Annotated in this window: 17 protein-coding genes; 6 read left to right on the plus strand and 11 right to left on the minus strand. The window is 63.9% G+C overall.

Going from position 1 to position 19,125, the window contains the following annotated elements:
* Positions 1-88: 88 nt before the first annotated feature.
* On the plus strand, positions 89-1,573 hold the full coding sequence (locus DTX69_RS25460) for a phospholipase D-like domain-containing protein (RefSeq protein WP_119304402.1): 1,485 nt from the start codon (positions 89-91) through the stop codon (positions 1,571-1,573).
* A 137-nt stretch (positions 1,574-1,710) separates the two neighbouring features.
* Here DTX69_RS25460 and DTX69_RS25465 read toward each other — a convergent pair whose 3' ends face one another.
* The 6 genes from DTX69_RS25465 to DTX69_RS25490 all read right to left on the minus strand — a co-directional run bounded on the left by DTX69_RS25465 (position 1,711) and on the right by DTX69_RS25490 (position 7,055).
* Positions 1,711-1,962 (minus strand): hypothetical protein, encoded by a 252-nt coding sequence (locus DTX69_RS25465; RefSeq protein ID WP_119304403.1) that lies wholly within the window; start codon positions 1,960-1,962, stop codon positions 1,711-1,713.
* A 16-nt stretch (positions 1,963-1,978) separates the two neighbouring features.
* Positions 1,979-2,518 (minus strand): hypothetical protein, encoded by a 540-nt coding sequence (locus DTX69_RS25470; protein ID WP_119304404.1) that lies wholly within the window; start codon positions 2,516-2,518, stop codon positions 1,979-1,981.
* 90 nt (positions 2,519-2,608) lie between these two features.
* Positions 2,609-3,478, minus strand: a complete 870-nt coding sequence (locus DTX69_RS25475; RefSeq protein WP_119304405.1) for an ABC transporter permease — start codon at positions 3,476-3,478, stop codon at positions 2,609-2,611.
* A gap of 6 nt (positions 3,479-3,484) precedes the next feature.
* A complete protein-coding gene (locus DTX69_RS25480; protein WP_119304406.1) occupies positions 3,485-4,726 on the minus strand; it encodes an ABC transporter permease in 1,242 nt (413 codons plus the stop codon).
* Between the two features lie 79 nt (positions 4,727-4,805).
* Positions 4,806-5,864 (minus strand): polyamine ABC transporter substrate-binding protein, encoded by a 1,059-nt coding sequence (locus DTX69_RS25485; RefSeq protein WP_284736067.1) that lies wholly within the window; start codon positions 5,862-5,864, stop codon positions 4,806-4,808.
* A gap of 96 nt (positions 5,865-5,960) precedes the next feature.
* The gene (locus DTX69_RS25490) at positions 5,961-7,055 is read right to left on the minus strand and encodes an ABC transporter ATP-binding protein (protein ID WP_119304468.1); all 1,095 of its coding nucleotides are present in this window, start codon (positions 7,053-7,055) and stop codon (positions 5,961-5,963) included.
* 491 nt (positions 7,056-7,546) lie between these two features.
* Here DTX69_RS25490 and DTX69_RS25495 point away from each other — a divergent pair, with 491 nt between their 5' ends.
* The 3 genes from DTX69_RS25495 to DTX69_RS25505 all read left to right on the plus strand — a co-directional run bounded on the left by DTX69_RS25495 (position 7,547) and on the right by DTX69_RS25505 (position 10,761).
* Positions 7,547-8,425 (plus strand): LysR substrate-binding domain-containing protein, encoded by an 879-nt coding sequence (locus DTX69_RS25495; protein WP_119304407.1) that lies wholly within the window; start codon positions 7,547-7,549, stop codon positions 8,423-8,425.
* A gap of 184 nt (positions 8,426-8,609) precedes the next feature.
* Positions 8,610-9,893 (plus strand): glycosyltransferase domain-containing protein, encoded by a 1,284-nt coding sequence (locus tag DTX69_RS25500; protein ID WP_119304408.1) that lies wholly within the window; start codon positions 8,610-8,612, stop codon positions 9,891-9,893.
* A complete protein-coding gene (locus DTX69_RS25505) occupies positions 9,877-10,761 on the plus strand; it encodes a hypothetical protein (protein ID WP_162917554.1) in 885 nt (294 codons plus the stop codon). The genes DTX69_RS25500 and DTX69_RS25505 overlap by 17 nt, the downstream gene beginning before the upstream one ends.
* A gap of 8 nt (positions 10,762-10,769) precedes the next feature.
* Here DTX69_RS25505 and DTX69_RS25510 read toward each other — a convergent pair whose 3' ends face one another.
* The 5 genes from DTX69_RS25510 to DTX69_RS25530 form a co-directional block, all read right to left on the minus strand.
* On the minus strand, positions 10,770-12,176 hold the full coding sequence (locus DTX69_RS25510; RefSeq protein ID WP_119304410.1) for a glycosyltransferase family 2 protein: 1,407 nt from the start codon (positions 12,174-12,176) through the stop codon (positions 10,770-10,772).
* Between the two features lie 95 nt (positions 12,177-12,271).
* Entirely contained in the window at positions 12,272-13,489 is a 1,218-nt protein-coding gene (hemA, locus tag DTX69_RS25515) for a 5-aminolevulinate synthase (protein WP_119304411.1), read from the minus strand.
* A gap of 85 nt (positions 13,490-13,574) precedes the next feature.
* Positions 13,575-14,411, minus strand: coding sequence for an isocitrate lyase/PEP mutase family protein (locus DTX69_RS25520; RefSeq protein ID WP_119304469.1), 837 nt, complete (start codon positions 14,409-14,411; stop codon positions 13,575-13,577).
* A gap of 227 nt (positions 14,412-14,638) precedes the next feature.
* Entirely contained in the window at positions 14,639-16,036 is a 1,398-nt protein-coding gene (locus tag DTX69_RS25525; RefSeq protein WP_119304412.1) for an aspartate aminotransferase family protein, read from the minus strand.
* A gap of 115 nt (positions 16,037-16,151) precedes the next feature.
* A complete protein-coding gene (locus tag DTX69_RS25530; protein WP_119304413.1) occupies positions 16,152-17,132 on the minus strand; it encodes a LysR family transcriptional regulator in 981 nt (326 codons plus the stop codon).
* A 100-nt stretch (positions 17,133-17,232) separates the two neighbouring features.
* Here DTX69_RS25530 and wrbA point away from each other — a divergent pair, with 100 nt between their 5' ends.
* Positions 17,233-17,868: an NAD(P)H:quinone oxidoreductase gene (wrbA, locus tag DTX69_RS25535; RefSeq protein WP_119304470.1), complete on the plus strand. Its 636-nt coding sequence runs from the start codon at positions 17,233-17,235 to the stop codon at positions 17,866-17,868.
* Positions 17,865-19,097 (plus strand): MFS transporter, encoded by a 1,233-nt coding sequence (locus DTX69_RS25540; RefSeq protein WP_119304414.1) that lies wholly within the window; start codon positions 17,865-17,867, stop codon positions 19,095-19,097. The genes wrbA and DTX69_RS25540 overlap by 4 nt, the downstream gene beginning before the upstream one ends.
* Positions 19,098-19,125: the final 28 nt, after the last annotated feature.

Raw genomic sequence — 19,125 nt, forward strand, 5'->3', positions numbered from 1 at the left:
CGTTTTGCCTTGATCTCGATCATGCAGATGAGCGGGTGCGACGGTGCCGCAACCAATACCGTTCCAAACCGGTCCGGATCGCCGCGCGATGACAGAAGATGGACGGGCATTGGTTCCGAGTCAGACGTGCTGGCGGCGCGAACAGGCAGACCGCTTCGCGCTGATCGTGGATGCTGCGGATTACTTCCGTTTCGCCAAGGCGGCGATGCTCGAGGCCCAGCACAGCATCATGCTGATTGGATGGGACTTCGACACGAGGATCAAGTTCGAGCCTCAATCGCCGACTATGCACGGGCCCAACCGGCTGGGCCGGTTTCTCATCTGGCTGCCGAAGCGGCGCCCCGGCTTGCAGATATATCTCCTCAAGTGGGATCTGGGCATGGTCCAGGCATTGGGACGTGGGATGACGCCGTTGTTCGTGCTGGATCTGATCACAACCGCACGCCTCCGGCTGAAGCTCGATGCCGCCCACCCGGCGGGCGCTGCGCATCATCAGAAGATCGTCGTGATCGATGACAGCCTGGCGTTCTGCGGCGGGATCGACATGACCGTGGATCGCTGGGACACGCGCGAGCACCGCGATGGCGATCGGCGCCGGAGAAAGCCGAGTGGCCGCGCGTATGCGCCGTGGCATGACGCCACGGCGGTGGTCGACGGTGACGCCGCCCTCGCGATCGGAGATCTCGCGCGCGAACGATGGCGCCTCGCCACCGGAGAACGCATCGCACCAGCGTCGAGCCGGAGGCCTGCGTGGCCTCGCGATCTTACTCCCATCTTCGAGCGGGTCGAGATCGGCATCGCCCGCACAATCCCCGAGTTCGACGGCAACCCGGAGGTCCGGGAGATCGAGAGACTGTATCTCGAGGCATTCGCCCGCGCGCGCCGGACCATCTATATCGAGACCCAGTACCTTGCATCGCGCAAGCTGGTAGAAGGACTGGCGCGGCGGCTCGGCGACCGCGAGGGGCCTGACATCGTCATCGTCCTCCCGGAGAGCGCCGGGGGCTGGCTGGAGCGCAAGGCGATGGACGGCGCCCGGCGCAAGCTGCTGCGGCTGCTCTGGCGCGCCGACCGGCACCAGCGCCTTGGCGTCTATTATCCGGTCACGCAATCCGGCGAGCCGATCTATGTCCACGCCAAGATCATGATCGTGGACGACTGGCTGCTCCGCGTCGGCTCGTCCAACCTTAACAACCGCTCTATGGGTTTCGACACGGAATGCGATCTCGCCCTCGAGGCCGCGCCGGATGAGATCGAGGGGACGAAAACGCGCGGGGCCATCAACTCGATCAGGCGCGATCTCTTATGCGAGCACCTCGGTGTGGAGGTCGATGTATTCATGGCCGCGTTCGACCGTTCCGGTGGGTCGCTACTCAAGACAATCGAAGCCCTGCGCCGGCCGGGCAGAACGCTGAACGCCTTCAAGGTGGAGGACATCGCGGAGGATGAGAGCATCCTGGCCGAGAACGAGCTTCTGGACCCGGAGGGCGCCGCACCGAGCCTGAAGGAGCAGGCCATCCGGGGCCTGAGAGACCTCATCTCGCGCATGCGCGTGCGCAAGCAGACTTCATGATCGGGTCGGTCGTCAGGCGGTGTTCTATGCCTGCTTGGCCAAACCTTGTTTTGACGCTGCAACGTCCACGCGCCAATCCAAATCTCCTGTGGACAACGCACACACTCGCAGCAACTAGGCCAGTACTGCTCGAGGAATTAGGTTCTTCGGTTGATCAGGGCCGCCTGCGCCTCTACGAGGTCGGGGGAGGGCAGGTCCATGTCGTGCGAGACGTCGACCAGCCAGCTATCGCCGTGCCTGGTCGCGATCCAGTTCAGCAGACCTTCGCGCCTTGGCCACGGATCGTTGGCGAAGATCGATGCCAAGGGCTGGGCATCATGGCGGTTCCAGGCCTCGACCAGTTTGGCGGCAAGGCCTTCGATTGCGGTTATCGCTATTTGATCGATCATGGGACACCTCCCTGATCTAGACCGCTTCCCACAATTTCTGGAACCATTCGCGCCGCCCCTGCACTTCCTCGATCTCGTGGTCGAGCCAGGGGAGCATGGCGCTGTCGGTGTCGGTGTGGTGATCGCGCAGGTCGTTCAGGCGGATGAGCTCGCGGTCGCACACTTCCATCAGCATCTCGAGCTGCTGGCGGCGCTGCTCCGGCGTCAGCAGATCGAGAAAATGGAGCTTGAGCGCGACGATCAGCTTGTTCACTTCGCCCATCGGGCCGCGCAGATTGGCGTTCATCAGGCGCTGCAGCTCGGCCTCTCCGTCCTTGGTCAGGCGCACGGTCTGAGTGTCGTGCGGCGCCTGGGGACCGGTGGCCTCGATCAGCCCCTCGATCTTCAGCAGCTCCAGCGATGGACCCAACAGGTCGAGCGAGGGGCCAACGATGCGGGCGGTGAAATGCCGGATGTCCCGCGCCAGTTCGGCATAGACGCGCGGCCGCTTCGCCAGCAGGCCAAGGGCCGCTAGCCGCACCGCTTCGCTGGGAATCAGGCTATTATCCTTGTACATCCGAAGCTTAAGTGTTCAGCACGCAGCCCATTGTAGCGGGCCGGTGAGACTCTGTCCATGTCGATTGCGAACGATTCGCAACAAGGCGAATCAGCGCAGGCCGCGCAGCCGCTCCGAGCGTCGGCGCAGCAATTCGACCGTCACCAGCATCAGGACGGCGATGGTGATGAGGACGGTGGCGGCCGCCGTGATGGTCGGGCTGATCATCTCGCGGATGCCGCTGAACATCTGGCGGGGCAGGGTGCGCTGCTCGGTGCCGCCAACGAACAGCACGACCACGACTTCGTCCCACGAGGTCACGAACGCGAACAGGGCGCCCGAGATCACACCGGGTGAGATCAGCGGCAGGATCACCTTGCGAAACACGAGCGTAGGCGGCGCGCCCAGGCTGGCGCCGGCGCGGATCATCGACTGGTCGAAGCCGGTCAGCGTCGCCGTCACCGTGATGACGACGAAGGGTGTCGCCAGCAGCGTGTGCGCAAGGATGACCCCGACATAAGTGTTGTTGAGGATGATGTTCGATTCGCCCGGCAACATCAGCGGGTTGGCGTAGAAGAAATAGAGCGCAGCCGCGGTGATCACCACCGGCACGATCATGGGCGAGATCAGCACCGCCATGATTGCGGCGCGGAATGGAATGTTCGGACGCGATAGGCCGAGCGCCGCGATCGTGCCAAGCGTCGTCGAAAGGATCGTGCTGAAGAAGGCGATGATGACGCTGTTCTTGACCGCCGTCGTCCAGCGGTCATTGAAGAAGAAGTCCTCGTACCAGCGCAGCGACCAGACATCGCGCGGGAAGGACAGGAACTTGGAATCGTTGAAGCTGATCGGAATCACGATCAGGATCGGTGAGATCAGGAACAGCAGCACCAGGCCGCAGAAGATATAGAAGAACAGGCGCCAGACGCGCTCCTGCGTCGAAGCATACGGCGGCAATCCGAGGAGCGGGAGCTTGCTCATCCAGTCCTATCCCAGCTTCATCTTGTCGATGCCGACCAGCTTGTTATAGGCCCAGTACAGCACCATGGTGATGATAAGCAGGATGGCGCCGAGCGCTGCCGCCTGCCCGAAATTGATGATGTTGTTCATGTAGTAGGCGACGTAGTAGCTGACCATCTGGTCGCGCGGCCCGCCGACCAGCGCCGGCGTGATGTAGTAGCCGAGGCACAGAATGAACGTCAGCAGGCAGCCGGCGGCGATGCCTGGCACGGTCTGCGGGAAATAGACCTTCCAGAAGGCGTGGAACGGCCCGGCACCGAGCGAGCGCGCGGCACGCACGTGGCTCGGCGGGATGTTCTTCATCACGCTGTAGATCGGCAGTAGCGTGAACGGCAGCTGGATGTGCGTCATCGCCACGATGGTGCCGAAGCGCGTGAAGATCATCTCGAACCGCTGGTTGACGATCATCTCCGCCAGGTCGTTGAGCGGCCCCTCGCTGCGCAACAGCACGAACCAGGCCGTGGTGCGCACCAGCAGCGAGGTCCAGAACGGCAGCATGACGAAGATCATCAGCAGGTTGGCGCGGTGCGCCGGTTGAGTCGCCAGCAGATAAGCAACCGGGAAGCCGAGAATCAGGGTCAGCACGGTGACGACACCGGCGATCCAAAAGGTACGGCCATAGACATCGACGAAGACGGCCTGGTCGGGTGGCACGGACTCGAGGCCCTCGGCGCCGTGGCGCAGGTCGATCGAGGACAGCCAATAATAGGACGTGTAATGGCCTGAGGCGTTCCTGATGGTGCGCCAGAGCCGGGGATCTCCCCAGACCTTGTCGGCCTCCAGGAACACCTCCTTGTAGGGCCCGGTTTCCATCTTGCTGACGGTGCGGGTGATGCTCTTGAACTTCGAGATCGCGCCGGCGTACTCGTAGTTGATGCGCTTGGCGATTTCGCCGGCCTGGCGTTGTTCCTGCGCGGCTTTCAGGTCGGCCGCCAAGGCGGCGAAGGCCGCTTCATCCGGGACGCTCTGCCCGTCCCACTCAGAGAGCGCTTGGTTGGTGTGGTCCAGGCGACCGAACGTCTCTTCGTTGACGACGCTTTTGTAGCCCATGCGGCCGAGCGGGATGAGGAAGGTGATGAGGACGAAGAGGAAGAGCGGCAGGATCAGCCCCAGCGCCTTCAGCTTCCGGGACCGTTCGGCCCGCGCCAGTCGCGCCCTCAGCGAGACGCCGTCGATGGTGAGGAGAGGCGCCCTGTCCGCAATGGCCATGTGATGTGAATGCCTTCGTTGCTTCGAACGGGCGCCGGCAAGAGCGAAACCGGCGCCCGTTCGGTCTGCTACGCGGTGGTTACTGAGCCAGCCAGGCGTTGAAGCGCTTGGTCAGCTCTTCGTTGTTATCCGCCCAGAACACGAGATCGGTCGTGATCGCTGTCTTCATGTTGTCCGGGTAGGTAGGCAGCGTCGGCGCGATGGCCGGATCGACCAGCTTGATCGCATCGACATGAGTCGGCGCATAGGCGATGTATTTCGACTGCTGCGACATTTGCTTCGGATCGCTGGCGAACTTGATGAAGTCGTACGCCAGATCGACATTCTTGGTCCCTGCCGGGATCACCCAATAGTCCCAGTCGAACTCCTGGTAATCCCACACGATCTTGAAGTTCTTGCCTTCCTTGATCGCGTTGCCGATGCGGCCGTTCCAGGCGCTGGTCATCACGACTTCGCCGTTGGCAAGCAGTTCGGGCGGCTGGGCGCCCGCTTCCCACCACACGATGTCCTTCTTGATGGTGTCGAGCTTCTTGAAGGCCTGATCGACTCCTTCGGGGGTGCTCAGCACGTCGTAGACCTTCTCAGCCGGCACACCGTCGGCGATCAGGGCCCATTCCAGGTTACCGAATGGCTTCTTCAGGAGGCCGCGCTTGCCGGGATACTTCGTCGTGTCGAAGAGGTCCATCAGCGTCGTGGGCGGGTTCTCCTTATAGACGTCGGCGTTGTACGCGAAGATCGTCGAATAGGCGATCGTGCCCACGGCACAATCGAGTGCGGTACCGGGCAGGAACTTCGACTTGTCGCCGATCTTGGAATAGTCGAGCTCTTCCAGCAGACCTTCGTCGCAACCCGCGAGCGCATGCCCCGAATCAACGTCCATCACGTCCCAAGTGACGTTGCCGGCTTCCTTCATGGCCTTCAGCTTGCCAAGCTCGCCGTCATATTCCTCTTCGACGATCTTGACGCCCGTCTCCTTCATGTACGGCTCGTAATAGGCCTTGCGCTGGCTTTCCTGGTAGGCGCCGCCCCACGAGACGATGGTGAGCTGGTCCGCGGCCACCGCTTTGGGCACGTCGACCACGCTGAATACAGCAGCGACCGCCAGGGCGCTGACTGTAAGACTGAGTAACTGCTTCACGCGAACCTCCATGTTTTTCAGCAGCCCGCTTGGTGCGCCATCGCTGGCATCCATCCCCCAACGGTTCCGGGCTGGTGGAACCGCAGATGGTCGAGTTTAGAAGGCATCGAGCGCGCGGCAATCCTCCGCCCGCCACCCTATACGGATGGTCGAACCGGGTTCGAGGTCCGGCACGCCCTCCGAGTTCGGCACCTTGATGACGAAGTTGGCGTGGCCCAGCACCTGGACCCGTGCGCGCGTGTGGTCGCCGAGATAGATCAGCTCTTCCACCCGCGCTTCGAACTGGTTGGCGCAGGCGCCGTCGCCGGGATTGATGCGCACCCGTTCCGGCCGCAGCGAGAGCGTGGTCTTGGCCCCCACATTGCTGATGCCGACGGGCAGGGCGCGGATCTCGCCCGCGTCGCCGACCTTCACGCGGCAGTGGCTGCCGTTCAGCTCGGTCACGATGCCGCTCAGGCGATTGTTCTCGCCGATGAACTGGGCGACGAAAGAGTTCTGCGGATGCTCATAGAGATCCGCCGGGCTCGCCAGCTGCTGGATCGCGCCGTCATTGAAGACCGCGACCCGGTCGGACATTGTCAGCGCCTCGCCCTGGTCGTGCGTCACATAGACGACCGTGACGCCCAGGCTCTGGTGGATGTGCTTGATCTCCAGCTGCATGTGCTCGCGCAGTTGCTTGTCGAGCGCGCCCAACGGCTCATCCATCAGCACCAGCTTGGGATCGAAGACGAGCGCGCGGGCAAGGGCTACGCGCTGCTGCTGCCCGCCGGAAAGCTGTGCCGGCCGGCGCTTGCGCATCTGGGAGAGTTGCACCATGGCCAGGGCGTTCTCGATCTTTCTGTCTATATCGGCCTTCGACAGCTTCCGCACGGCAAGCGGAAACGCCAGGTTCTCCTCCACCGTCATGTGCGGGAACAGGGCATAGTTCTGGAACACCATGCCGATGTTGCGCTTGTGCGGCGCGACATTGTTGATCTCTCGCCCGTCCAGTTCGATGCGGCCGTGGGTCGGCACCTCGAACCCCGCAAGCATCATCAGCGTGGTGGTCTTGCCGGACCCGGAGGGCCCGAGCAGTGTCAGGAACTCGCCGCGCCGGATGGGAAGGTTCAGGTCCTTCACCACCAGCGTTTCGCCGTCATAGGATTTCTGAACGTCGATGAAATTGACGAACGCGCTGCCGCTCGTGCTCATGCGCTTTAGACCGACCCCTTCCCTGTAGGCCGACACCTTCGACGATCGGCGGAACGTTTCATTCGCTCTCGCCTCGACATGCCGGACTTTTTTGTAGGACCCCAATTCGGCCTTCGAGTCAATGCGGAAATTGAATGGTTTCATCATTCTGGCAAAAAGTGTGCCGCACCTGACCATCTGGTTAGGATGCCGCGCGGGAGTGAATGGCGCCGCGCAATGGGCGCACGCGGGACCGAATGGGAATTTGATGATGAGTCGGTGCCGATCTTCGCGGCATCGGCGCACAAAACAGAGGCACACAGCGACGCGCAAACGACGAGTGCGTGACCACGGCGCGGCGGCGAAGCGCAAGTCGGTACAGCCCGGCCCATGGCCATGCGCTAGTACGGAAGGCATAGGTCAGAGGTGTCGCGACACCGTAACGTCTTGCCGCATAATAACAAAAACAAACTATGTGAACGCCGAGACAACGAATTGGTAGGGACGCGCTGGTGCGCCACGTCGACCTTGATTTATTGCGTACATTCCAAGCGGTGGTGGAGACCGGAAGCTTCGCCAGCGCCGCGGAACAATTGGGATGCACGCAACCCGCGGTGAGCCTACAGGTGAAGCGGCTGGAGACCTTGTTCGGCCAGACGCTGGTCGAGCGGGCGCGTCCGGCGCGCGCAACGGAATCCGGGCAGACCGTTCTCGGCTATGCCCGGCGCATGCTGCGCCTCAATGACGAATTGCTCAGCCGCTTCGACCACGGGCGCGAAGGCATCACGCTGCGCGTCGGCATTCCCAACGATTTCTCCGTCGCGATGCTGCCGATGGCGCTAAGCCGTTTTGCGGCGACCGAGCCGGGCGTCATCCTCGACCTGCAATCCGACCTCAGCAGCGCGCTGCTCGAGGGATTGCGCGCTGGTCAGTACGATCTGGTCGTCGCCATGACCACCGAGCGCGTCAGCGACCTTGCCGTGAAGAACTGGAGCGAGCGGTTGGTCTGGATCGCATCGCCCGATGTGAAACCGAGCGCCGACAAGCCGCTGCCGTTGATCTGCTATCCGGAAGGCTGCGTCTATCGCGCACGCATGTTGCAGCGCCTGGCGGAAGACGGGATCAACTGGCGCATCGCCATGACCAGCTCTTCCTTCACCAGCATCGTGGCGGCCGTCGAATCCGGGCTCGGGGTTTCCGCCTTCGCGGAGAGCACCGCGCCGGCGCAGCTGGTGGTGGAGCGGCGCAAGCCCTGGCCCGATCTCGGCACCGTCAGCGTCGGGCTCTATCGCCATCCCGACAGCGCCAACGGTGCCGGCCAACGCCTTGCCGACTGCCTCCTGGAAAGCCTCGATACCACCGAGCGCAGGCCCCGCCGCCGCGGGGAATAGAAGCCATTGGTGCCTTCCGCCGCGCCCCCAGCATCGACTCATTGACTAATTCCCCAGCAGTCCCTGTCGCCTCGCGTCAGCTTGGCATGAGCCAAGAGCATGAACTATACAGTGCGCGGGGATAGATCGCGGGGTAGGTCAGTTGGCTGGGTCTGGTAGACAGAAGCGGGCGGCAGCCAGATCGATGCTTGGCGCTGAGGCGGAATTGCGTGCGGTGCGTATCGAGGCGGCTATCCTGCTGGACCGGGCGCTCCGGCTGGAAAGCCTGGCCGTCGCGGCCGAGGATTCAATCGGATCACGCATCCTTCGCAGCATCGAGACCTGCGCATCGGCGCTTCGTTCCACGGTCAAGCAGTCCGATTCCAAGCCGCGCAAACGGAATCCGGATGCCGGGCGTCATGCCGCTGTGCTGCTGAAATCCGGGCTATTCGATCCGGAATACTATCTTCGCCGTAATCCTGACGTCGCGATCGCAGGTGCGAATCCCGTCATGCACTATCTGGCGCATGGTGCCTCGGAGCTGCGCGACCCCGGGCCCTGCTTCTCGACTTCGTGGTATCTTGCGCGATATCCCGACGTCGCGGAAAGCGGCGATAACCCACTTTACCATTTCATCCTTCGCGGCTATTCCGAGGGTCGCCTTCCCGTTCCATCAAGCGATGCCGATCGCCGCCTCATCAGTGCACAGAGCTGCCCTGGCAGTGCTGCGTCGGCCCCGGTCGGTGTCGCGGGATCGAAGGAGACGGGCACACGCGAGAAAGGCGGGCGGCTCGTCGTCTACACGGCGTTGTTCGGCGACTACGACGACCTTTTCGTGCCATCTCCCGAGCAGGCGGAACGCTGCGACTTCGTCGTGTTTACCGATCGGCAGGATGTTCCCGCGCCATGGCGCCGCGGACCCGTCTGCTATGCGGCGCCCAACCGGTTCAAGCAGAATCGATTCTACAAGCTGCTGCCGCATAGGCTGTTCCCGGACTATGAATGGAGCCTCTATCTCGATGGCAATATCGATCTTCGGATAGATCCGGTGGAGTTCCTGGAGCGCTATTGCAGCGCCGGTCCGGATTTCTTCGTCTTTCGGCATCCCAGGCGCCAGAGCATACTGGAAGAGCTCGCGGCCTGCATCGAGTTGAGGAAAGACGACGCCGAACTGATGGTTCGACAGGTCGCTCGATACTTCGAGCACGGATTCCGCCACGCGTTCACGCTGACCGAGAACAACGTTCTGTTGCGCCGGCACAATGATCCGGAGCTGGCCGCGCTGGGCGAGGCTTGGTGGGAGGAGGTCAGGTCCAAGTCGCAACGCGATCAACTCTCGCTGTCCCATGTCGTCGAGAAGCAGGGTTACAAGGGGATTGCCCTGTTCGAGGACGGGCGGGCGACAGCGCGCTACTATCCCGGTCTGACGCTACGGCCGCACCGCGCCCAGTCCTGCTCGCTCGACCAGGCCGATGACAGCGTCGTCTAGGGCACTGAGCTTCGTCTGCGCAGAATTGTACCGCAGGTCCGGCAGCACCTATCTCCGTGCCGTCCAGCTTGCCGAGTTGGCCACTCGGCGGCTCTCTTCCGTGCGGGTGCGCAATCTCGCGGAGTTGAATGGGGATGTCCGAGACGAGGTCTTGGTATTCAACAAGTCATGCCTGCAGCCCCAGTTTCTGGCCGGTGTTCTGGAACGGCTGCCGGCTCTGCGCCGGCATGCCCTCTGCGTTGCCGATCCTATCGATCTGCTGATTGCTGATGAGGTCCTGGCGAACTTCGACGGCGTGATCGCCGCATCGATCGGGCAGGCGGAGCATCTATCATCCCGCCTCTCCAGTCCGGTGTTTCTCGTTCACCACCACGTCGACCTCCGTCTTCGCACATCGGCGAGGGAGTGGGATGGCGCCCGCGCGGCCTATTTCGGCGAGTTGGTCAATACCTGGCACGTCGGTACTCTGAATGACCTCGTCGATTTCTTCTCTGTCGACACCACAAACGCCGTCGATATTCCCTGGGCACGGCACGTGCCGTTCTACAACGTGCACTATTGCCTGCGCCGGACTCGTTCCATCGACGGATTCAAGCCGGCGACGAAGCTCTTTCTGGCGGCGTCGTTCGAGGCACCCGTCGTGATCGAGCGCTCCAACGACGAAGCGCGTCGTCTGTTGCCGCGCGACTATCCGTTCTTTGCCGAATCGACCGAGCTGGCCGAGATTCGCGCGCTGCTCCATCGGATGGCCGATGCGTTCGGGAAGGACGAATGGCTGTACGCCAAGAAAGTCATGGCGGCAATCGACTGCTACCGTCCGGATCGCGTCCTCGATGCGATCGAGGAAATGATGCGGAAGTTGGGCTAGAAGGCGCGCTAGGCGCTCTGCAGGTCGTCGTTTTCCGTGAGCCGGCCGACGATGCGGCGCAGCCGCGCCATTTCCTCCTTTACCGCCGGCGCGAGCGGCAAGGCGTCGCGCAGCTCCACCTCGCCCGCACCATAGCGGTCGAACGCATTGAAGGAGTAGGTCTCGTTGAGTGAAGCAACGTCCCTGCGCAAGCGCTTGTAGACGAATTCCTCCCACGAGCGATTGAAGTAGTGATTGATGCGCGCGGCGGAGGGCGCGGTGCGGGGATTGTGGAGATCGAGCGGCAGCCCCTGGAGGTCGGTGACGCGGCCGTCGATCTGCTTCGGAACATGGATGCCGATCCTTCGCGCGTCGCGCAGGCGCACCAGCGATTTCACCAGCCGGTGGAACGTCGGTGCCGCCTTGGTGAAGCGCTCGATAACCAGCTCGGTGCCGCGGTTCCGCTGGCCGGCGGATCCGAATATGCGCCATGGAATTCCGATTGCGCTGATCCCGGGATCGGATGGCAGGAGATCGTCAAGGGTGAGGCCGGGATCGAGCACCAGGAACTCGTCTAGATCGGCGAACAGGCACCATTCGACACGGGAACGCAGACGGCGCAGCGCATTGTTATAGGCGCGGCGCTGCCTATCCTCGCAATCCTTCCAGAAGACGGCATTGATGATCCCTGCGCGGGCGAGAGGCGCCAGAATACGGGGCGTACCGTCATTGCTCTCGTTGTCGTAGATCGTGATCTGCTCAAAGCCCAGGACCCGATAGTGAGCGATCCACTGCAGCAGATAGGGCGCCTCGTTGCGCACGATCGCCATGATGCCAAACTTCGCGGGGCGCGGCGCGAACCGGTACCAGGGACGCTTCGTCGTCCGCGTCTCCATTGTGGGCAAGAGCACGGGGACGCCCTTTGCCTTCCGCCCGATGATCCAGCCGGCCATCGGCCCGCCGCCGGTCTCCAGCGCGCAGGCCTGCGGAAACAGCGGCGCCAAGGCCCTTGGTGTCAGCCTGCGTCCGTCGGCCGGCACGTCCAGGGCGAAATCCAGGCAGGACGTGGTATGAACGAAGCATCCGCCCAGCCGCAGGACGCGCATGGTTTCGTGGGCGGCATCGCGCAGGTCGTCGCAGCGATGGAGGGCTCGGTCGGCGATGACGAAATCGTACTCATCGCTGAGCAGTGCCAGGTTCTCGAGCGTGAAATCCGGATAATCGAGGATGAGTAGCTTCGTCCTGGCTAGGCCCAGCCATCGCGCCAGCCAGACGGAACCCGTCATCACGACGGCCTTCTTGTCTTCGGAATCCTCGACCGCGAGGCGGCCCCTCAGGTCGTGCCGGATTGCGGAGCGGATGAACTGGAAATCAGGCCGGACCTCGAACGCGAGGCGCTGCGTCAGATGCGCCCGCAGTCTCTTCAGCCGATTCAACGCACTTTCCCCCAACCAGCATGCGGAACGCGGCTCTTATAGCATGTTCGGCTGGCTTGCCAGCGGGGGGCCGATATGTCGCCGGCCGGGAGCGCCTAGACGGCGACCGGCAGCGACAGCTCGCGCCAGCACGCGTCGAGCGCGTACGCCAGGCTGTCGATCATCGCATCGTCATGCAGCGGCGAGGGCGTGAAGCGCAGGCGCTCGGTACCCTTGGGGACGGTCGGATAGTTGATCGGCTGGGCATAGTGGCCGTGGCCGCGCAGCAGCCGGTCGCTGATGGTCTTGCAGGCGCCGGGATCGCCCACCTTCACCGGCACTATGTGACTGTCATTCGGCATCACCGGCAGGCCGATGGCGGTCAGCCGCGACTTCAACGTGCGGGCGCGCTCCTGGTGCCGCGCCCGCAGATCCTGCGCGCCGCGGATGACGGCGAGGCTCGCGCGCACGCCGGCAACGATGGCAGGCGGCAGCGACGTGGTGAAGATGAAGCCGGGCGCATAGGAACGCACGAAATCCACCAGGGCCGATGAACCTGCGATGTAGCCGCCGATCAGGCCGAAGGCCTTGGCGAACGTGCCTTCGATCACGTCGATGCGCTGGGCGACGCGGTCGCGTTCCGCGATGCCGGCGCCGGCCGGGCCGTACATGCCGACCGCATGCACTTCATCGAGATAGGTGAGGGCGCCGAACTCCTGGGCGACGTCGCAGATCGCGGCAATCGGCGCGATGTCGCCATCCATCGAATAGACCGACTCGAACGCGATGATCTTCGGACGCTTGCGGTCCGCCGCCGTCATCAGTTCCCGCAGATGCTGCGCATCGTTGTGGCGGAAGATGTGATATTCGGTCCGGCTGTTGCGGATGCCGGCGATCATCGAGGCATGGTTCTGCGCATCCGAATACACAATGGCGTTGGGCAGGTGCCGCGCCAGCACGCCAAGCGTCGCCTCGTTCGACACATAGCCGGAGGTGAAGAGCAGAGCCGCGTCCTTGCCGTGCCAGGCGGCGAGTTCGCGCTCCAGCATGACATGACCGTGGGTCGTGCCGGCGATGTTGCGCGTGCCGCCTGCACCCGCACCCTGGTTGGCGATGGCCTCCTGCATGGCCGCGATGACGTCCGGATGCTGGCCCATGGCGAGGTAGTCGTTGGAGCACCAGATGGTGACTTCGCGCGCCGGGCCGTCCGGCCGTTCGCGCCACAGGGCGCGCGGATAGCGGCCAGCCTGGCGCTCCAGATCCGCGAAAATCCGATATCGGCCCTCTGCTTTCAGCTCGCCCAGTCGTTCGCGAAAAAACCGCTCGAAATCCATCGCTACCGAAATCCCACCCGGACCCTGTCCGGGCCATTGTCGAACCAATCGATTCACAAACTATGAAGAGCTTTTGCTCCCATGGCTATGCGTTCTTTGGGCGCATATGACGGTGCACTTCGGCGAACGGCATGGCCTCCGACGCAAAGGAAAAGGTGCCATTTCCCTTGATTTCCCGCGCCGCCCGCATCAGAGCACCAAGCGCCGCCCGTGCCAGGGACGAGCCAAGGCTGATTCGCTTCACCCCTGCTTCTGCCAATTGTTGCACCGTGAAGGTGCCGCCAACCAGCCCCATGACGACATTCACTGGTCTCGAAACGCTGGCGCAGACCGTACGGATCTGTTCCAGGCTGGTGAGGCCGGGCGCATACAGCACCTCCGCGCCCGCTTGTTCGAAGGCCTGGAGCCGCCGGATCGTGTCGTCGAGGTCCGGCCGCCCGTGCAGGAAATTCTCCGCCCGCGCGGTTAGGACAAACGGGATAGGCAGCGATCGCGCCGCCTCGACCGCGGCGGCCACGCGCTCCACCGCCAGGGTGAGGTCATAGATAGGTTTGGCCTCGTCCCCGCTCGCATCTTCGATCGAGCCGCCCGCCAGCCCGATGGCAGAGGCCGCGCGGATGGTCTCGGTGCAATGCTCCGGATCATGGCCGAACCCGTTTTCCAGATCGGCCGAGACCGGCAGATCCGTCGCCTCGACGATGGCGCGCGCGTTGGCCAGCGTCTCGGCGCGGCTGAGGCTGCCCTCGGAATCCCGGCGCCCGATCGAGAAGGCGAAGCCCGCACTGGTGGTCGCCAGCGCCTCGAAGCCGAGCGAACTCAGCAGTAGCGCCGAGCCCGCATCCCACGGATTGGGAATCACGAACGCACCCGGGCGCTCATGTAGGGCGCGGAAGGCGAGGGCCTTTTCGAGCTGGGTGGACATGCTGATCTCCTCTCCCTTCAAATAAGGATCTCTTCCCCTTGTGGGGCAAGGATGCGGAGCCTTAGCGAGGCGCAGCCGAGCTTAGGCGGAGCCGGATGGGGGGTAGCACGGCGAGAGCCGGCGCGCTCTATAGAACGCAATTTGTCGAGGCCGCAGCGCGGCATTGCCCCCATCCCGACCTTCCCACTTTAGTTTCAGGGAAGAAGGCGACGGAGTTTGGCAGCAGTCTACGCCGCCGCGCTCAGGTGCCCTTCGCGCTTCAGCCATGTCTCGGTATCCTCGAGCGCCCTGGCGAACCGGTCGAACGTGCTGTCGATCTCCGCCTCGGTCGCCACCATCGGCGGGCAGAAGCAGAGCGCGTCTGCCACCGGCCGCACGATGAGGCCGTGATCATGCGCCATGCGTACCAGATTGGCGCCGACCAGCAATTTGGGATCGAAGCTCTCCTTCGTCTTCTTGTCCTTCACCAGCTCGATCGCGCCGACCAGGCCGACGCCGCGGCATTCTCCCACCAGCGGATGATCGGCGAAGGAATGGAGGCGCTTCAGGAAATGCGGCGCAAGATCGCGCACGCCGTCGATGATCTTCTGCTCCTCGTAGATCTTCAGCACCTCGACCGCGCAGGCTGCGGAGGCCGGATGGCCGGAATAGGTGATGCCGTGAGCGAAGGCGACGTTCTTGGCGCTATTGTCGCGCAGGGCCTCGTACACGCGCTGGTTCATCATGATGGCGGCGATCGGCATGAAGCCGGCCGATAGTTGCTTGGCCATGGTCATGATGTCCGGCTTCATGCCGAAGGTCTGCGACCCCCACCAATTGCCGGTGCGCCCGAAGCCGCAGATGACCTCGTCGGCCACCAGCAGGATGTCGTATTTCTGGAGCACCGCCTGGATCTTCTCGAAGTAGGTCCGCGGCGGAACGATCACGCCGCCGGCGCCCATGACGGGCTCGGCGAACATCGCCGCGATGGTATCCGGCCCCTCCGCCAGGATCAGCTTTTCCAGGCTCTCCGCGCAGCGCGTCGCGAACTGCTCTTCCGTCTCGCCGGGCTGGCCGAAGCGGTAGTGATGCGGACAGTCGGTATGCAACGTGCCGGCGATCGGCAGGTCAAAATCCTTGTGGATCGCGGGCAGGCCGGTGAGCGACCCTGCTGCGACGGTGACGCCATGATAAGCCTTCACGCGCGAGATGATCTTTTTCTTCTGAGGACGCCCGAGGCCGTTGTTCATGTAGCGCACCATCTTGATGACAGTGTCGTTGGCCTCGGAACCGGAATTGCAGAAATAGGCCTTGGACATCGGCACCGGCGCCAGGCTCACCAGCTTCTCCGCCAGCTCGACAGTGACCGCCGCCGTCTTCTGCGTGAAGGTGTGATAGAAGGGCAGCGCCTGCATCTGCTTGGCGATCGCCTGGGTCAGGCGCGGCACCTCGCCGAAGCCGAGCGAGCAGCACCACAGGCCCGCGAGCCCGTCCATGTATTCCTTGCCGTCCTCGTCATAGATGTAGACGCCCTTGCCGCGCGTGACGACGAAGCCGCCTTCCTTCTCGTTCTTCAAGGCGTTGGTGTAGCCGTGGAAGTGAAACGCGGCATCCTTCGCCGCCAGTGAATTCGGCCTCGGGCTCATGGTCTCGCATCCTCAGACAAAGCGAAGGCCAGCGACGAGGCTGGCCAGCATCCAGCGATACTATCCACGCTACGCCAAGCGAAGTCAAAGGCATGGCAATGTCACGGTACAACGACTAGCGTCTGGGCGCGTTCTTGCGTTCTCGGCGGCTCTGTGCGGTCTTGCGCGTCACCTGGCCCACTCGCTGCTCGCCGCAGTGCCGCGCAAGCGCTTCCCGCAGGCAAACGGCGGCCGGCCCAAGCGGCTCATCAGTGCGGCGCGCGAGGTAGCCGTTCACGATGCTGTCGCCGCGGTGGCCGAGCGCCGCAGTCGGTACACGCACCAGCCTTCCCTCGGCAAGATCCTGCTCCACCTGCCACAATGGCAGCCGGCCCCAACCGACGCCTGCCAGGATCAGCGCGTGCTTGGTATCCTGGCCGCGCACGCGCCAGGTTCCCGGTGAGAGCACCCCGAAATCGCGTCCCCCCGACAACAGCGTCGGATCCTCCTGCACGATCTGCAGATGATCCGCGAGCTCGATCGTGCCAAGCGGCTCCTTTCGCCGTGCGCGCTCCGCGAGCGGATGGTCGGCCGCCACCACCGCCACGAACGAGAACGACATGAGACGCTCGAGCTCGATGCGTGGATCGCGGAAGTCCTCGCCGGCCATGATGGCGAGCGAGCAACGGCGTTCGCGCAAGGCTGCGAGCGGGCCGCCAAGCGGCTCGAGCGAAAGGCGCGCGCTCACCGTTGGATAGGCATCGCGCAGATCGCGCAGCGCGGCGCCGACAATCGGCAGCGGAAACAAGGTGTCGACCACGAACGACAGCGTGCGCTCGATGCCGGCGCGGAAACCTTGCGCCCGCGCCCGCATGGCGTCGACCTTCAGCAGGATCGCGCGTGCGTCCGCGAGCAGGGCGTCGCCCTCAGCGGTCAAGGTCGGCCGATGGTTGGTGCGATCGAACAACGCGGTGCAAAGTTGGGCCTCGATGTTGCCGATGGCGTGGCTCACCGCCGATTGCGCGCGGGAGAGGCGCTGGGCAGCCGAGCGGAAGCTGCCGCTTTCCGCCACAGCCACGAATACGCGCATCTGGTCGAGAGTGAGGGCATCCAACATGATCTACTCCATAGATCAAACCGAGCTATATTTTGCCAATTCCTTAGAACGATTGAAAGGCGCCACATAGCCTCCAGTGTCGGCCAATGGAGAGGTGCAGATGACGAAGGTGCTGGTGCTCTATTACTCGTCCTATGGGCATATCGAAACGATGGCTCGTGCCGTTGCCAACGGTGTGCGCGAAGCCGGCGCGGACGTCACGGTGAAGCGTGTGCCGGAGCTGGTGCCGGAAGGCTTCATGCGAAGGTCCGGCTACAAGCTCGATCAGTCGGCACCAATCGCGACCGTCGCCGAGCTGCCCGACTACGATGCCATCATCATCGGCACGCCGACGCGCTTCGGCAACATGGCCGCGCAGATGAAGAACTTTCTGGATCAGACCGGCGGCCTCTGGGTCAAGGACAGGCTGGTCGGCAAGGTCGGCAGCGTCTTCACCTCGACCGGCAGCCAGCATGGCGGGCAGGAATCGACCATCCTCGCGACCCACGTCGCGTTGATGCACCTGGGCATGGTCACGGTGGGCCTGCCTTACAGCTTCAAAGGACAGATGCGCATGGACGAGATCACCGGCGGCTCACCTTATGGCGCCTCGACGCTGGCCGACGACGGCAAGGGCGGCAGCCGCCAGCCCAGCGCCAATGAACTGGCCGGCGCGCGCTATCAGGGCCGCTACGTCGCCGAAATCGCTGCCGCGGTCGCGAGCCGCCGCGACCGTCTGCTGGAGATCGCACAATGATCGCGGCCTCGCGCTGGCCACTCATTCACCTGATCGTCGGTGCCGGCATTGTCTCGGCGTTGCAGGTCGGCAAGGCGCCGGCGGCGCTCGCCACGGTGCAGGCCGATCTTGGGTTGGATCTGCCGACGGCATCATGGCTGCTCTCTGCGTTCGCTCTGGTCGGTGGCATTGCCGGAATCGCCATCGGCATCGCCGTCGACCATGTCGGCGCACGCCGCATGGCGATTGGCGGTCTCCTGCTGCAGGGCGTCGCGTCGGCCGCGGGCGCGCTGATGAGCGGCGCGGCACCGCTGCTGGCATCCAGGCTCGTGGAGGGTGTCGGCTTCCTGGCGGTGGCGGTTGCCGCCCCGGCGCTGATCGTCGCGGTGGCGCGGCCGCGCGACCTGAGCCGCGCGTTCGCGGAGTGGGGCACGTTCATGCCGGTCGGCATGGCCATCGTGCTGCTCGCGGCACCGATCTTGTCCGCGATCGGCTGGCGCGGTTTCTGGCTGGTGAATGCCGCGATCCTCCTCGGCTATGCCATAGTACTGGCGGTGGGCACGCGCGCGATCGCGCCGGCTGCCGGTTCGCGTCGCAGCATCGCCGCCGATATCAGAGACACCTTGGCCGCGCGAGGGCCGTGGCTCCTCTGCGGCCTGTTTGCCGCTTTCTGCGCCGGATATTTCGCGGTGTTTGGCTTCCTGCCCGTCATTCTGTCGGATCGCCTGGGCGTCAGCGCGGGAACCGGCGGTGTGCTGTCCGCCTTCGCCATCGCGGTGAACGCCATCGGCAATCTCGTGTGCGGGATCCTCTTGTCGCGTGGCGTCCGCCGGTCGCACCTTCTGCTGATCGGCTTCATCACGATCGGCATCTGCACGTTCGGCATCTTGAGCACGGATGTGCCCGGTCTTGCCGCCTATGCGCTCTGTGTCCTGCTGTCGCTAATCTGCGGCATCGTCCCGGTGGCACTGATCGATGCAGCGCCGCGCTATGCTCCGCGTCCCGATCTGGTCGGCGCGACCGTGGGCTTCCTGATGCAAGGCAACAACATCGGCCTGATCATCGGCCCTGCCGCTGCCGGGTACATTGCAGGCGCCTTTGGTTGGCCGGCGGTTTCGTTCGCCGTCGCGCTCATCAGCGCAGTCGCGATCTTCGGCGCCCTCGCACTCGCGCGAAGCGCCGCAGGACCGCGGTCAGCCGGCGAAGCGGCACGTAGCAAATCGGCTGGCCTCCAGCGTCAATGTCGCTAATATCCCCTGCATGGCAGGCGACCAGAAG

The organism is Dongia deserti (genome assembly GCF_003574735.1).
Taxonomy (GTDB): domain Bacteria; phylum Pseudomonadota; class Alphaproteobacteria; order Dongiales; family Dongiaceae; genus Dongia_A; species Dongia_A deserti.

Excerpts from the sequence above, each read along its gene's own strand:
- DTX69_RS25505 (WP_162917554.1), top strand. The coding sequence starts at position 9,877 with ATGACAGCGTCGTCTAGGGCACTGAGCTTCGTCTGCGCAGAATTGTAC.
- DTX69_RS25465 (WP_119304403.1), bottom strand. The coding sequence starts at position 1,962 with ATGATCGATCAAATAGCGATAACCGCAATCGAAGGCCTTGCCGCCAAA.
- DTX69_RS25460 (WP_119304402.1), top strand. The coding sequence starts at position 89 with ATGACAGAAGATGGACGGGCATTGGTTCCGAGTCAGACGTGCTGGCGG.
- DTX69_RS25500 (WP_119304408.1), top strand. The coding sequence starts at position 8,610 with ATGCTTGGCGCTGAGGCGGAATTGCGTGCGGTGCGTATCGAGGCGGCT.
- DTX69_RS25540 (WP_119304414.1), top strand. The coding sequence starts at position 17,865 with ATGATCGCGGCCTCGCGCTGGCCACTCATTCACCTGATCGTCGGTGCC.
- DTX69_RS25490 (WP_119304468.1), bottom strand. The coding sequence starts at position 7,055 with ATGAGCACGAGCGGCAGCGCGTTCGTCAATTTCATCGACGTTCAGAAA.
- wrbA (WP_119304470.1), top strand. The coding sequence starts at position 17,233 with ATGACGAAGGTGCTGGTGCTCTATTACTCGTCCTATGGGCATATCGAA.
- DTX69_RS25525 (WP_119304412.1), bottom strand. The coding sequence starts at position 16,036 with ATGAGCCCGAGGCCGAATTCACTGGCGGCGAAGGATGCCGCGTTTCAC.
- DTX69_RS25530 (WP_119304413.1), bottom strand. The coding sequence starts at position 17,132 with ATGTTGGATGCCCTCACTCTCGACCAGATGCGCGTATTCGTGGCTGTG.
- DTX69_RS25520 (WP_119304469.1), bottom strand. The coding sequence starts at position 14,411 with ATGTCCACCCAGCTCGAAAAGGCCCTCGCCTTCCGCGCCCTACATGAG.
- DTX69_RS25470 (WP_119304404.1), bottom strand. The coding sequence starts at position 2,518 with ATGTACAAGGATAATAGCCTGATTCCCAGCGAAGCGGTGCGGCTAGCG.
- hemA (WP_119304411.1), bottom strand. The coding sequence starts at position 13,489 with ATGGATTTCGAGCGGTTTTTTCGCGAACGACTGGGCGAGCTGAAAGCA.
- DTX69_RS25480 (WP_119304406.1), bottom strand. The coding sequence starts at position 4,726 with ATGGCCATTGCGGACAGGGCGCCTCTCCTCACCATCGACGGCGTCTCG.
- DTX69_RS25475 (WP_119304405.1), bottom strand. The coding sequence starts at position 3,478 with ATGAGCAAGCTCCCGCTCCTCGGATTGCCGCCGTATGCTTCGACGCAG.